This is a genomic window from Streptosporangium sp. NBC_01810, assembly GCF_035917355.1.
Taxonomy (GTDB): domain Bacteria; phylum Actinomycetota; class Actinomycetes; order Streptosporangiales; family Streptosporangiaceae; genus Streptosporangium.
This window is the reverse complement of the sequence record NZ_CP109070.1, coordinates 7,053,616-7,065,915: the sequence shown is the minus strand read 5'-3', so window position 1 is coordinate 7,065,915 and position 12,300 is coordinate 7,053,616. Positions and strand designations below refer to the sequence as shown.

Sequence of the window (12,300 nt, the reverse complement as noted above, 5' to 3'; positions counted from 1 at the left end):
GCGGCGGCACACACTCGACCATTGACACGACGGGGCGGAGGCGGTCAGTCAGGCGGCGAGGCGCAGGCCGAGAGCGGTGAGGCTGGTGCGAGCCCAGTCGAGTTCCTCGGCGATCACGTTGACCAGCGCGCCGGGCCCCTTGGCCCGAAGCGGCACGGCCAGGTCGTGAGTCTCCACCTCGATGTGGGCGGTGCCGTTCACCGCGCCGGAGAGCATCGCGGTGAGGGTGTCCTCCAGGACCGAGCGGGTGCTGGGCAACTCCTGGCGGGCAGCGGCCACATGGTTGTGCACGTGGCCGAGCTTGACGACGGGGGCTCCGGCGTCCGCCAGGCCGCGCAGGGCGACTCCGGGCTCCTCAGCGCCGCCGGAGAGGTAACAGGCGTCCAGGCAGACACCCAGGTGCTCGGAGTCGATGCCGGCGACCCTGTCGAGTGCCTGTTTGGTGGTCTCCAGGACGCAGCCGGGCCACGGCTCGAAGCCGACCCTGATCGTCTTGCCGGTGACGCTGTGCAGCCCGCGCAGCTCGCGGGCGAGGCGCTCCAGACGGCGCGAGGCTATCGCGTGCAGATCGGCCGGCCAGTCACGGCGCCAGCCGATGGGGATGGTGGAGATGCTCCCGAAACGGACGTCCGATGGGAGCAGGAAGGCCAGGATCTTGGCGAGTGCCATCGTGTAGCGGTAACGCTCGGGCTTGGCCCAGTCGGGACCGGGGGATTCCTGGTTCCTGCCGCCGGTTCCGTTGAGGCTGACGACCTCCAGGCCGCGCTCCTCAAGAGAGCGGCGCAGGCGCACCAGCTCTATCCTGTCGGCGGTGAGATGGTCGGCGACGCTCGGGGAGAGCCAGAGGCCGACGCCCATGCGCTCCACTCCGAGGCGCTTGCGCACCGGCACCGCGTATCTCGTCAGGTGCGCGATGAGGTTCTCAAGGTCCTCGGCGGGGTGCACGCCCGCGTTGTAGGCCAGGTGAACGAGCGTCCCGTCCTCATGCCGTAAACGCATGCGTGCCTCCCAAACATACTTTCGTGTAAGCCTCTCCGATCGCCCCGCGCCGGTGTTCCAGCGTCGTGAGCCGGAGGCTCTTCCTGCCGGGAGCTCGACCCGGCCGTCCGAAGCATCCCGCGCGGACACCGATCTTCGCGTCACTCACGAAGTTGATTTCTCGGTACGCCGCCAGGCTGACCTCGACGCCGATCTCACCGCGATCAGCACGACCCGCGGGTCACTGTGGTGAGACTCATCGAACTCGCTCTACGAAGTGTAGTACTACCTGTCGTGGCGATACACCTTCTTTGGTAACAAATAGGCAGACCCCGCCGTGAACATCCTCACGGCGGGGTCTGCCCTTTCTGTCTGATCAGGCCATGGCCCTGTGGCCTGCCCTTGGATCTTCCGCCTACCGCGGCCGGTCGGACGGCACCTCGCGGTGTTGTCGTCGGTCACCGCGACACACTGCGGTTCCCTCCATCTCGCAAGGTGCCGTCCGACCGATCCACGGGACGGGGTCTAGTTCTGGATCGGCTCCGCGATGGCGGCGGCCGAGTCGGGAACCCGGTCGACCGGCGCGTCCTCACCGACGAAGGTGAACTTCGCGTTCTCACCCTCGCCCTCGATCCCGATCTTCACGATCTGGCCGGGGCGGAGCTCGCCGTACAGGATCTTCTCGGACAGGGTGTCCTCCAGCTCGCGCTGGATCGTGCGGCGGAGCGGTCGGGCGCCCATCACCGGGTCGTAGCCACGGTCGGCCAGCAGCTGCTTGGCCTCCTGCGTGAGCTCCATCCCCATGTCGCGGTCCTTCAGGCGCAGGCCCACCAGGGCCAGCATCAGGTCGACGATGCGGATGATCTCCTTCGGCGTGAGCTGGTGGAAGACCACGATGTCATCGACACGGTTGAGGAACTCCGGCCGGAAGTGCTGCTTGAGCTCCTCCTGCACCTTGGACTTCATCCGGTCGTAGTTGGACTCGGCATCGTTGTTCTTCGCGAAACCGACCCCCTGACCCTTGGAGATGTCCCGGGTACCCAGGTTCGTCGTCATGATGATGACGGTGTTCTTGAAGTCCACCACCCGGCCCTGGGCGTCGGTCAGACGACCGTCCTCCAGGATCTGCAGCAGCGAGTTGAAGATGTCGGGGTGGGCCTTCTCGATCTCGTCGAAGAGGACGACGGAGAACGGCTTGCGCCGCACCTTCTCCGTCAGCTGACCGCCCTCCTCGTACCCGACGTAGCCGGGAGGCGAGCCGAACAGCCTGGAGACGGTGTGCTTCTCCATGAACTCCGACATGTCCAGCATGATCAGCGCGTCCTCGTCCCCGAACAGGAACTCGGCCAGCGCCTTGGACAGCTCGGTCTTACCGACACCGGACGGACCGGCGAAGATGAACGAGCCACCGGGGCGGCGCGGGTCCTTCAGACCGGCGCGCGTGCGGCGGATCGAGCGGGACAGACCCTTGATGGCGTCGTCCTGGCCGATGATCCGCTTGTGCAGCTCGTCCTCCATCCGGAGCAGTCGCTGGGACTCCTCCTCGGTGAGCTTGAAGACCGGGATACCGGTGGCGGTCGCCAGGACCTCGGCGATGAGCTCCTCGGTGACCTCGGCGACGACGTCCATGTCGCCGGCCTTCCACTCCTTCTCGCGGCGCTCGCGCTTGAGCTGGAGCTGCTTCTCCTGGTCACGGAGGGCGGCGGCCTTCTCGAAGTCCTGCGCGTCGATCGCGGACTCCTTGTCGCGCCGCACGTTGGCGATCTTCTCGTCGTACTCACGCAGATCCGGCGGCGCGGTCATGCGGCGGATGCGCATGCGCGAGCCTGCCTCGTCGATGAGGTCGATCGCCTTGTCCGGCAGGAACCGGTCGCTGATGTAGCGGTCGGCCAGCTGCGCGGCGGCCACCAGGGCGCCATCGGTGATGGAGACGCGGTGGTGTGCCTCGTAACGGTCCCGCAGCCCCTTGAGGATCTCGATCGTGTGGCTGAGGCTGGGCTCGGCCACCTGGATCGGCTGGAAACGCCGCTCAAGCGCCGCGTCCTTCTCCAGATGCTTGCGGTACTCGTCCAGGGTGGTGGCGCCGATGGTCTGCAGCTCGCCTCGGGCCAGCATCGGCTTCAGGATGCTGGCGGCGTCGATCGCGCCTTCGGCGGCGCCCGCGCCGACGAGCGTGTGCAGCTCGTCGATGAACAGGATGATGTCGCCGCGGGTGCGGATCTCCTTGAGGACCTTCTTCAGGCGCTCCTCGAAGTCACCGCGGTAGCGCGAACCCGCCACCAGGGCCCCCAGGTCCAGGGTGTAGAGCTGCTTGTCCTTGAGCGTCTCGGGCACCTCGCCCTTGACGATCTTCTGCGACAGGCCCTCCACGACGGCGGTCTTGCCGACGCCGGGCTCACCCACCAGGACCGGATTGTTCTTGGTCCTGCGGGACAGGACCTGCATGACCCGCTCGATCTCCTTCTCCCGGCCGATGACCGGATCGAGCTTGCCCTCGCGGGCGGCCTGGGTCAGGTTACGGCCGAACTGGTCCAGCACCAGAGAGGTCGACGGAGCGGCCTCGGCCGGACCGCCGGCGGCGGTCGGCTCCTTGCCCTGGTAGCCGTGGAGCAGCTGGATGACCTGCTGGCGGACCCGGTTGAGATCGGCGCCCAGCTTCACCAGCACCTGAGCGGCCACCCCCTCACCCTCACGGATGAGACCGAGCAGGATGTGCTCGGTACCGATGTAGTTGTGACCCAGCTGCAGCGCCTCGCGCAGGGACAGCTCAAGGACTTTCTTGGCACGCGGGGTGAACGGAATGTGCCCCGACGGCGCGGACTGCCCCTGGCCGATGATCTCCTCGACCTGCTGACGCACACCTTCAAGACTGATGCCGAGGCTCTCCAGAGCCTTGGCGGCAACGCCTTCACCCTCATGGATCAAGCCAAGAAGAATGTGCTCCGTACCGATGTAGTTGTGGTTGAGCATCCGGGCCTCTTCTTGGGCCAGGACGACAACCCGCCGTGCGCGGTCGGTGAACCTCTCGAACATCTCGTCGCTCCTCACAGAGCGGTCAGGCAGGTCCGGGATATCCGGGCCCTGTCATCCCGCATGGTAGCCCCGACCCGGCGACCGCTCTATGCAGAAGACGTTCCCCGAGAGCAGGGCGTTCACCCTCCATCCAACTACTTACGGGGGGCAGGATGTTCCCGCTACGCCGCAAGCGAACGACGTTTGTCGACCAGTCAAACGCATCATGCGGTCATGGCCGCCACCGGACCCCACCGTGACCGCCATAACCGCATGATTCACCTGATCGGCTGGACCGATCTAGTGAGCCGCCTCGTACTGCTCGACGACCGAGGAAGCGATTCGACCGCGCTCACTGACATTGAGGCCGTGGGACTTCGCCCATGCCCGGATGTCGGCGCTCTTCTCTCGCGTGAGCGCCCGCGCTCCGCCCGCACGACGGCGGCGGGGTGCCAGCGCGCTGGAACGACGGGCGCTCTGCACGAAAGGCGACAGGGAGTCGCGGAGCTTCTTCGCGTTAACGTCACTCAGGTCAATCTCATAGCTGGTGCCGTCAATCGCGAAGGCGACAGTCTCATTGGCCTCGCCCCCATCGAGGTCGTCGATGAGAATCTCCTGGATCTGCTTGGCCATCTACACAATCCTTTCGCGGAGTATTGTTTCATTCGCAAGCTAAACATATACCCGCGATCGAAGAGCGGCAATTCCAGGAGCCCGGCGATTCTCACAGGCAACCGAGAAGCTCAGTCGGCGCTCCGGTGGATCAGCTGTTCTGCGACTCGACCGGGTCGGACTGTTTTGGCCGACGACCGGCGGCTTCACTCCGAAGTAGCTTGACGACTCCGTAGATGAAGGCTCCGCCGACGACCGCCGGAGGTATCAACGCGGACAATACGTCGTACATTCGTCCTCGCTCCGTACCGTAGGTGGCTTTCTGGAGACCATGGAAATTGGGCGACGACTCCCGAGCCACGCGGCTGCCCACCCGATCAGTCTGGAACCGCCCACAGACGACCATAGCGCCACCGGGCGGCAACACACGTCAGCAGGGGCGACCAGGCCCGTCACTCGCCAGCCTAATGCTTCTCTCCAGCCGCCTTACCGGTTGCAGTCGTAAAGCCGCAGGGAAAAACCGACAGGACGATCAAGTGATCATCGTTGTCTTCGAAATACCAATGCCCGTCCGGTCTCCGGTCACCGCGCCACCGGCCTTGGAGGGTCGAAGCTCCTGGTAGGGGAGCCTGCCCGTCGGGATGAACGGCGCCTTGTCACGGAACCGGAGGTCGCTGCGGGCGGGTTCATCGCGAGAATGTCCGCCGTCGGCAGAACACCCCGATGGAGCGCGGCTCGCTTCATCACCCAGGCGGCAGCCGATGCGACGCAAGCCCGTAGAACAAGACGGATCTTCAACGCTTTCTTACCAAGAGTACGACCCACTCTGGCACGGAGTACATAGTCGTAGGCCGTATAACCACCAAAGACGATGGCTCCCCAGGACAACCCAGGCAACATCACACCCCCTTGATCCGGCTCCGTGAGAAGACCTTCAGCGGCCGTCCTGAACGCGCGGCGGAAGGGGTAAGGAGAGAAACCCGCGGGCCGTCACCGGGGATGCGGGAGGCGGGCGGGTCCGGCCATTCGATGACTGGTGTGCGAACCCTCGACGGGGGCAGATCCGGCATTGCCGTCTCATAGCGGCTTGCGGGCTCTCCTGAGCCCCTTGTCCGGCCTCAAACACGAATATTCCGCCGAGCCCGCCGGAGCCTGGTCATAAGTCCCCCCGCACCGCCCATGGCATGGCAAATGATTTTTGCGCTTCCATGGCTTCCGCGCCCGAGGCGGTTACCCACCCCTAACGACCCTCGTTTTTCTGGTCCGGGCACGAAATCGGGGCCGGCGGTTCAACCGCCGGCCCCGATTTACCCGGAACTACTTGATCTTGACGACGACCGTCCCGGCCGCCTTGTCGTGCAGCGCCTGCCACAGGGGCCTGTCCCACAGCAGCCACAGCGTGTTCACAAGGCTGAAGATGTTGGCGATCAAACCCACGAAGGGGATCCAGCTCAGGAACTGCGGGCCGAAGAACACACCGGTGCGCTTGATCGCGACGTTGGAGCTGAGGCCGCCCGGAGACAGCGTGCTGCCGACGGGCACGATCTTGATGCCCATGACCATCTTGCCGACGGTCTGCCCACCCCTACTGATCATGAAGAACTCGTAGGCGAAGTAGAGCGCCGCGCTGACCAGGGAGATGAGCAGAGTCGCGAGGAAGACGCCGCTCCCCTCCGTGATGACACCCGTCTCGAGGTTGAAACCGGAAGACGTCACGAGCATGGCGGTCAGCACCGTGCTGATGATCACCGCCGGGATCGCCAGAATGATCCCGTCGATGATCCGCGCCACCAGGCGCTGCCACCACTCGGCGAGCGGAGCGGGAGCACCGGGGGGACCGCCGTAGGGCTGACCGTAACCCGGTTGCTGGCCGTACTGCTGCTGTCCGTACGCGGGCTGCTGCTGGCCATATCCCGGCTGCTGACCGTAGTCGGGCTGCTGACCGTAGCCCGGCTGCTGACCGTAGTCGGGCTGCTGACCGTAGCCCGGCTGCTGACCGTACGCGGGCTGCTGCTGCCCGTACCCCTGCTGCTCTTGAGACGCCTGCTGTCCGTACGCGGGCTGCTGCTGACCATAACCCGGCTGCTGACCGTAGCCGGGCTGCTGACCGTACGCGCCCGTCCCGCCCTGCTGACCGTACGCGGGCTGCTGCTGCCCGTACCCCTGCTGCTCTTGAGACGCCTGCTGACCGTAGCCGGGCTGCTGACCGTACGCGCCCGTCCCGCCCTGCTGACCGCCATACCCGCCCTGCTGGCCGTACGGCTGCTGCTGCCCGTACCCCTGCTGGCCATAACCAGGCTGCTGCCCGTAGTCCTGCTGGCCATAGCCGGGCTGAGTCTGCCCGGGACCGGTGTTCGGCTGTGATACCTCAGACCGATAGCCCATGACCGTCACGTCGGGGTCGAGTTCGCCAGGGGCCCGTCCCGGGTTGTGCTGTCCGTAATCCGGCTGTCCCGAAGGTGTGCGACTGCGCTCGGGATCATCCTGCGGATACGGCGGCTGTCCGTTGCTCACCGCGTCACCTCACTTAGACTACGCATGTGGCAAATGTCAGACGCACATGCTTGCTGCTGCACAAGGTATCGACATAGGAATCAACAGTCATCTTTCCAGTCAGTCAGCTCTAAAGTCATCAGAGTCGGGCTCACGTGTCAGGTGCAGCAGCATTCGGGTGTTTCCCAAGGTGTTGGGCTTGACGTGCTCCAGATCGAGGAACTCCGCGACGCCCTCGTCATAGGAGGCGAGAAGTTCGGCGTAGACCTCAGGAGCGACGGGCGTGCCCTGGATCTCCTGGAATCCGTGCCGAGCGAAGAAGTCGACCTCGAAGGTCAGGCAGAAGACCCTGCGCAGACCCAACTCGGCGGCCGTGCGGATGAGCACAGAGACGATCCGGTGGCCGATTCCCATCCCCCTGAGGGTCGGATCGACGGCAACGGTCCGAATTTCAGCCAGATCCTCCCAGAGAACGTGAAGAGCCCCGCAACCGAGGATCAACCCTTCAGCGTCGGTTGCGACCCAGAACTCCTGGACATCCTCGTACAGGGTGACGGTGGCCTTCTCCAGCAGGCGCGGGCCGGCTCCACCGTAGGTGTCGACGAGCCGCCTGATGGCGCGGACGTCCGGGGTGCGGGCACGGCGGACCGTGACCACCAAGGTGGCGCCGGGGGCGGGCGACCCCCGCTCCTCTCCCTCGGATCCGGCTCGTCGCCCCCCTTCCTTCTGGGGACTCGCGAACGGTCCGGGAGAATGCTCCGCAAGCTGCTCCATGACCGATCAGCGTACGTCCTCTTCAGTCTTCAATTACGGCTCATCCTTAACACTCGCCCCGAGGTCATCACATGACCCTTGGTAGTCGGTTTACCACGCTGAGCGTGCGACACCTCTAATGTGTCCCAGCTCATCTTTGGCACGGTCCCGGACCTGGGAAGACCTGCGACACACCCGCCTCAAGGAAGGCAAAGGCAGCGTAATGGCCATGTTGATCATATTGGCATGTGATCTTTCCGTGACATTTAAGTTGCGGAACCTCCACTAAGTTCGCAGTTCTGGTTGAGCAGGAACCAGGAGTGCACTAATCTCCGTGCTCGATGTCAGAGATGCAAAAAGCCTGACCCGCCGAATCCCCCGTCCCGGGGAACCGGGGACCCACCACGTCCTTCGGGGTGAATCCGAGTGCCACCGGCGCACCCGGTAGGGCTGCCTCCGGCCCGAACCCGTCAGCTAACCCGGTAGGCGGCCGAGAGAGGAGCCTGTTGGTGAAGCGCACGCGCGACCGTGCAGGAAAGCACGCGGGGGGCGACGCCCGCCATCGAGAACGCGCGTCGCGGAGGCGGAGCCGCCGCATGGCGGTCATCGGCCTGGTATTCGCCACCATGACCCTCGGCACCCCCCTGGTCTCGGCCACGGCGGACCCGGAGCCCAGCCTCCGGCAACTGGCCAAGCAGGCCGAGAAACTGCACGAGGAGATCGGCACGCTCGCCGAGCAGTACAACGGCGAGCGGGTCAGGCTCAAGCAGGCCCAGCGAGCCGCGGAAAGCGCCAAGAAGACCCTCGCGACGAGCGAGTCGGAACTTGCGGCCCGGCGCATCAAGGCGACCCTCCTCGCTCAGAGCAACTACATGTCCGGCGGCCTGAACTCCGGACTCGTCTTCACCCAGGCGACCGACCCCGACACCTTTCTCGACCAGGCCACCACCAACTACGCCCTCCAGCAGCAGCAGAGTGAGGAGGTCGCCCAGGTCGGCCGGGCGATCGAGGCCGCCGAGCAGGCGCAGGCCGGCGCCAAGGCGAGGACCTCAGAGGTCAAGGCGCTTCTGGAGGAGATCGAAGGCAAGCGCAGCAAGATCGAGCGGCTGGTCGCGCGGGTCGAGAGCGACCTGTTCAGCGAGGTGCGCACCAGAGCCGTCAGCAACAGGGGAGCCCGGGTGAAGGTCGGCGTGCCCATCGTCGGCAGCGGAAAGGCGGCGGAGGCGGCCCGCTGGGCACTCACCCAGCAACTCAAGCCGTACGTCTGGGGCGCCGAGGGCCCCAACTCCTTCGACTGCTCCGGGCTGGTCATGTGGGCCTACCAGAAGGTCGGCATCAGCCTGCCGCACTACACCGGCAACCAGTGGACCGCGGGCACCCACATCTCCAAAAACGAGCTGCGCCCAGGCGACCTGGTCTTCTTCTACAGCGACCTGCACCACGTCGGGATCTACATCGGTGCGGGCCTGATGGTCCACGCGCCCCAGACGGGTGACGTCGTCCACATCGCCACGATCGACAACCGGCCCTTCGCCGGCGGGGTGCGAATCGCCGACTGAGCCTCCGAACCGGACCTCACAGGTCGCGAGCCGCCGGACTCCGTGGACGTGAGAACCCGCACCGGGTCCTGTGCCGCGGATCCCGCCGTGGCGAGGACCGGTCAGGCGGGGCCTCGCGGGGACGGTGACCGACGACGACGCGGCGAGACGCCCGCCGCGACCCGCGGTGACAGAAGATCCAAGGGCCTAGATCAGGCGGCGGCGGGCCGCCCAGGCCACGGCCTCGATCGCCGTGGCGACACCGATACGGTCGCAGATGCCCCTGAGCCTGCGCCTGACGGTCCGGCCGCTGATATCGAGGCGGCGGCCCACCCTGTCGACGGTGACGCCCTTGGCGAGCTCAGCCAGCAGCACGAGGTCGTCGTCACTGAGACCGATATCGCTCATGCCCAGGGGGCTGTCGCCATGGCGAGAATCCACTTCTGGATATGCCATCAAGAGTCACTCCCCCCACTCTGGAAACCGGGCGCCCAGACGCCGGAAATGAATACCGTCCGCCAGGAACGGTAAACGCCTTGTTCAAAGGTCGTCAAGTTCTACTCTTCATAGCGCGCGCCCACTATTGACATAGTAGGCGATACGTGAAGTACTCATGATATGTCAGTGCCTTTGGGGTTAAGTCACGACCGAGTCCCGGCACGAGCCCGTAGGCACCCCCTAGCTGCGACGACAGAGGTCCTGGCAGAACAAGGTTTCACCGGAACCGTCGCGACGACGCGCACCCGCGGGGCGGGATCCTCGACGGAAGCGAGTCACCCGTTTTCCCGGGAAAACCGCTCTCTTCCTGGCACTCTTCGACGGCCACGCCGCCTGGCGCCTTGACGACACCTCGCGGAAAACTCTGAAATGGGAAGCCTACGAGATGACCTTTGCGGCATTCGCGAAGTATCGGATGGCGACGACTGGGCGTTGCCCAATATTGGACATGCTTAAAAGGTAGTTTCTGCGCTATGCAGAAAATCGTCCGAAATCGCATGAGGGAGCGTGAGCACGGACTACGGTTTCCGGCCCTGCTGACGCCCAGGCCTTGCTCACGCGCCGTGCTCACGCGCCGTGCTCACGCCCACGCGCGCCGACACGGAGCCCTGGGGGGCGCGAAGCGGTGATCGCGAGGTGGTGAGGGCGAGGTGGTGAGGGCGAAGCGGTGAGGGCGGTTGCCCGGTACCGTCGACCGGGATTCGAGGGTGCTCGCCGAGCCCGACCGGCTCGACCTTGAGCACCGCCCAGGCCGTCGTCTGCCCAGGCCGTCGTCCGGCCCTGGCCGGCACCGCCTGGCGGAAACGATCGCGCCACCGGACCGGGACTTCGTCCCACACGGCCCGGCGGCGCTGCCCGTCAGGCTCAGCCGGTCGGCTTGACCAGCGGGAACAGGATGGTCTCGCGAATGTTCTTGCCGGTGAAGGCCATGATGAGGCGGTCGATGCCGAGCCCCATGCCACCGGTGGGCGGCATCGCATATTCCAGTGCGGTGAGGAAGTCCTCGTCAAGCTGCATGGCCTCGGCGTCCCCGCCTGCGGCGAGCAGAGACTGCTCGGTGAGACGGCGGCGCTGCTCGACGGGGTCGACCAGCTCCGAGTAGGCGGTGCCGAGCTCGGTGCCGAACCCGATCAGGTCCCACTTCTCGGTGAGGAGCGGGTTGTCGCGGTGCTGGCGGGTCAGCGGGGAGGTCTCCACCGGATAGTCCATGACGAACGTGGGCTGTATGAGCGTGTGCTCGACGAGCGCCTCGAAGATCTCCTGGACGAGCTTGCCCTGGCCCCACTTGGGGTCCCAGTGGATCTCTCGCGCGTCCGCGAGCTTGCGTACGTACTCCAGGGGCGTCGCGGTGGTGATCTCCTCGCCCAGTGCCTCCGAGACCGACCCGTAGAGGGTGATCCGCGGCCACTTCGCCAGTCCGAGGTCGATCTCCTGCCCCTGGTGGACGACCACGGAGTGACCGAGAGCCGCCACGACCGCCTTCTGGATCATCCGCTGGGTCAGGTCGGCCATGTCGTTGTAGTCGAGATACGTGCCGTAGGCCTCAAGCATCGTGAACTCGGGATTGTGCGTGGAGTCCGCGCCCTCGTTGCGGAAGTTGCGGTTGATCTCGAAGACCTTCTCGATACCGCCGACCACGAGCCGCTTGAGGTAGAGCTCGATCGCGATGCGGAGGTAGAGCTCCATGTCGTAGGCGTTGATGTGGGTCTTGAAAGGCCGGGCCGTGGCTCCACCGTGAATCGGCTGGAGCATCGGCGTCTCGACCTCCAGGTAACCTTCCTCGTGCCAGAAGTCGCGGACGGCCCGCACCACGGCGCTGCGGGTGTAGGCCAGCTTCCTGGCCTCGTCGTTGACGATGAGGTCGACGTAGCGCTGGCGGACCCGCGCCTCGGGGTCGGTGAGCCCGGCGTGCTTCTCCGGCAGCGGGCGCAGACACTTCGAAGTGATCGCCCAGCGGTCGGCGAGGATGGACAGCTCACCCCTCCGGGAGGTGATGACCTCACCCTCGATGCCCACGTGGTCGCCGAGGTCGACGTCGCGCTTCCACGAGGCCAGGGACTCCTCGCCCACCCTGTCCAGGGAGATCATGACCTGGAGGTCGCCGGAGCCGTCGCGGATGGTGGCGAAGCAGAGTTTGCCGCCGGTCCTGGACAGCATCACCCGACCGGTGACACCCACCTTGTCGCCCGTCGCGGTGTCAGCGGAGAGATCGGCGTATTTCTGGCGGATCTCGGCGTTGGTCGCGGTGCGCGGGAAGTTCACCGGGTAGGGGTCGACGCCCTCGGAGCGGAGACGGTCGAGCTTCTCCCGGCGCACGCGCATCTGCTCGGGCAGATCCTCGGCGGGGTTGGTCACTTCATCGGTCACAGTTCCAAAGGGTACCGATGTGGCGAACCTCATGAGGTCGCCGACCGTC

General features: G+C 65.7%; 8 protein-coding genes, 1 pseudogene and 1 riboswitch. Of the genes and pseudogenes, 2 read left to right on the top strand and 7 right to left on the bottom strand.

Annotation, left to right across the window (positions count from 1 at the left end; translation table 11 throughout):
* Nucleotides 1–48: 48 nt before the first annotated feature.
* The 4 genes and pseudogenes from OIE13_RS31910 to OIE13_RS31895 form a co-directional block, all read right to left on the bottom strand.
* Nucleotides 49–999, bottom strand: coding sequence for a TIM barrel protein (locus OIE13_RS31910; RefSeq protein WP_326645948.1), 951 nt, complete (start codon nucleotides 997–999; stop codon nucleotides 49–51).
* Nucleotides 1,000–1,503: 504 nt separating this feature from the next.
* Nucleotides 1,504–4,011, bottom strand: a complete 2,508-nt coding sequence (locus tag OIE13_RS31905) for an ATP-dependent Clp protease ATP-binding subunit (protein ID WP_326645949.1) — start codon at nucleotides 4,009–4,011, stop codon at nucleotides 1,504–1,506.
* Between the two features lie 279 nt (nucleotides 4,012–4,290).
* Entirely contained in the window at nucleotides 4,291–4,623 is a 333-nt protein-coding gene (locus OIE13_RS31900) for a histone-like nucleoid-structuring protein Lsr2 (RefSeq protein ID WP_326645950.1), read from the bottom strand.
* Nucleotides 4,624–5,919: 1,296 nt separating this feature from the next.
* Nucleotides 5,920–6,402, bottom strand: a pseudogene (locus OIE13_RS31895) (RDD family protein); the annotation flags it as partial.
* Nucleotides 6,403–6,465: 63 nt separating this feature from the next.
* Here OIE13_RS31895 and OIE13_RS31890 point away from each other — a divergent pair.
* The gene (locus OIE13_RS31890; RefSeq protein WP_326830340.1) at nucleotides 6,466–6,966 is read left to right on the top strand and encodes a hypothetical protein; all 501 of its coding nucleotides are present in this window, start codon (nucleotides 6,466–6,468) and stop codon (nucleotides 6,964–6,966) included.
* Nucleotides 6,967–7,215: 249 nt separating this feature from the next.
* Here OIE13_RS31890 and OIE13_RS31885 read toward each other — a convergent pair whose 3' ends face one another.
* Nucleotides 7,216–7,869, bottom strand: coding sequence for an amino-acid N-acetyltransferase (locus OIE13_RS31885; protein ID WP_326645951.1), 654 nt, complete (start codon nucleotides 7,867–7,869; stop codon nucleotides 7,216–7,218).
* A gap of 336 nt (nucleotides 7,870–8,205) precedes the next feature.
* A riboswitch (cyclic di-AMP (ydaO/yuaA leader) is annotated at nucleotides 8,206–8,352 on the top strand.
* A gap of 5 nt (nucleotides 8,353–8,357) precedes the next feature.
* Between OIE13_RS31885 and OIE13_RS31880 the strand changes: the two genes are divergently transcribed.
* Nucleotides 8,358–9,407 (top strand): C40 family peptidase, encoded by a 1,050-nt coding sequence (locus OIE13_RS31880; RefSeq protein ID WP_326645952.1) that lies wholly within the window; start codon nucleotides 8,358–8,360, stop codon nucleotides 9,405–9,407.
* Nucleotides 9,408–9,593: 186 nt separating this feature from the next.
* Here the strand turns inward: OIE13_RS31880 and OIE13_RS31875 are convergent, their stop codons facing one another.
* Together OIE13_RS31875 and lysX are read right to left on the bottom strand one after the other, a co-directional pair.
* Nucleotides 9,594–9,794, bottom strand: coding sequence for a LuxR C-terminal-related transcriptional regulator (locus OIE13_RS31875; RefSeq protein ID WP_030905642.1), 201 nt, complete (start codon nucleotides 9,792–9,794; stop codon nucleotides 9,594–9,596).
* Nucleotides 9,795–10,748: 954 nt separating this feature from the next.
* Nucleotides 10,749–12,284: a bifunctional lysylphosphatidylglycerol synthetase/lysine--tRNA ligase LysX gene (gene lysX / locus OIE13_RS31870; RefSeq protein WP_326829156.1), complete on the bottom strand. Its 1,536-nt coding sequence runs from the start codon at nucleotides 12,282–12,284 to the stop codon at nucleotides 10,749–10,751.
* Nucleotides 12,285–12,300 lie beyond the last annotated feature (16 nt).

What these genes read in the sequence shown, in the direction of transcription:
- OIE13_RS31910 (WP_326645948.1), bottom strand. Translation starts at nt 999, where the DNA reads ATGCGTTTACGGCATGAGGACGGGACGCTCGTTCACCTGGCCTACAAC.
- OIE13_RS31905 (WP_326645949.1), bottom strand. Translation starts at nt 4,011, where the DNA reads ATGTTCGAGAGGTTCACCGACCGCGCACGGCGGGTTGTCGTCCTGGCC.
- OIE13_RS31900 (WP_326645950.1), bottom strand. Translation starts at nt 4,623, where the DNA reads ATGGCCAAGCAGATCCAGGAGATTCTCATCGACGACCTCGATGGGGGC.
- OIE13_RS31885 (WP_326645951.1), bottom strand. Translation starts at nt 7,869, where the DNA reads ATGGAGCAGCTTGCGGAGCATTCTCCCGGACCGTTCGCGAGTCCCCAG.
- OIE13_RS31875 (WP_030905642.1), bottom strand. Translation starts at nt 9,794, where the DNA reads ATGAGCGATATCGGTCTCAGTGACGACGACCTCGTGCTGCTGGCTGAG.
- lysX (WP_326829156.1), bottom strand. Translation starts at nt 12,284, where the DNA reads ATGAGGTTCGCCACATCGGTACCCTTTGGAACTGTGACCGATGAAGTG.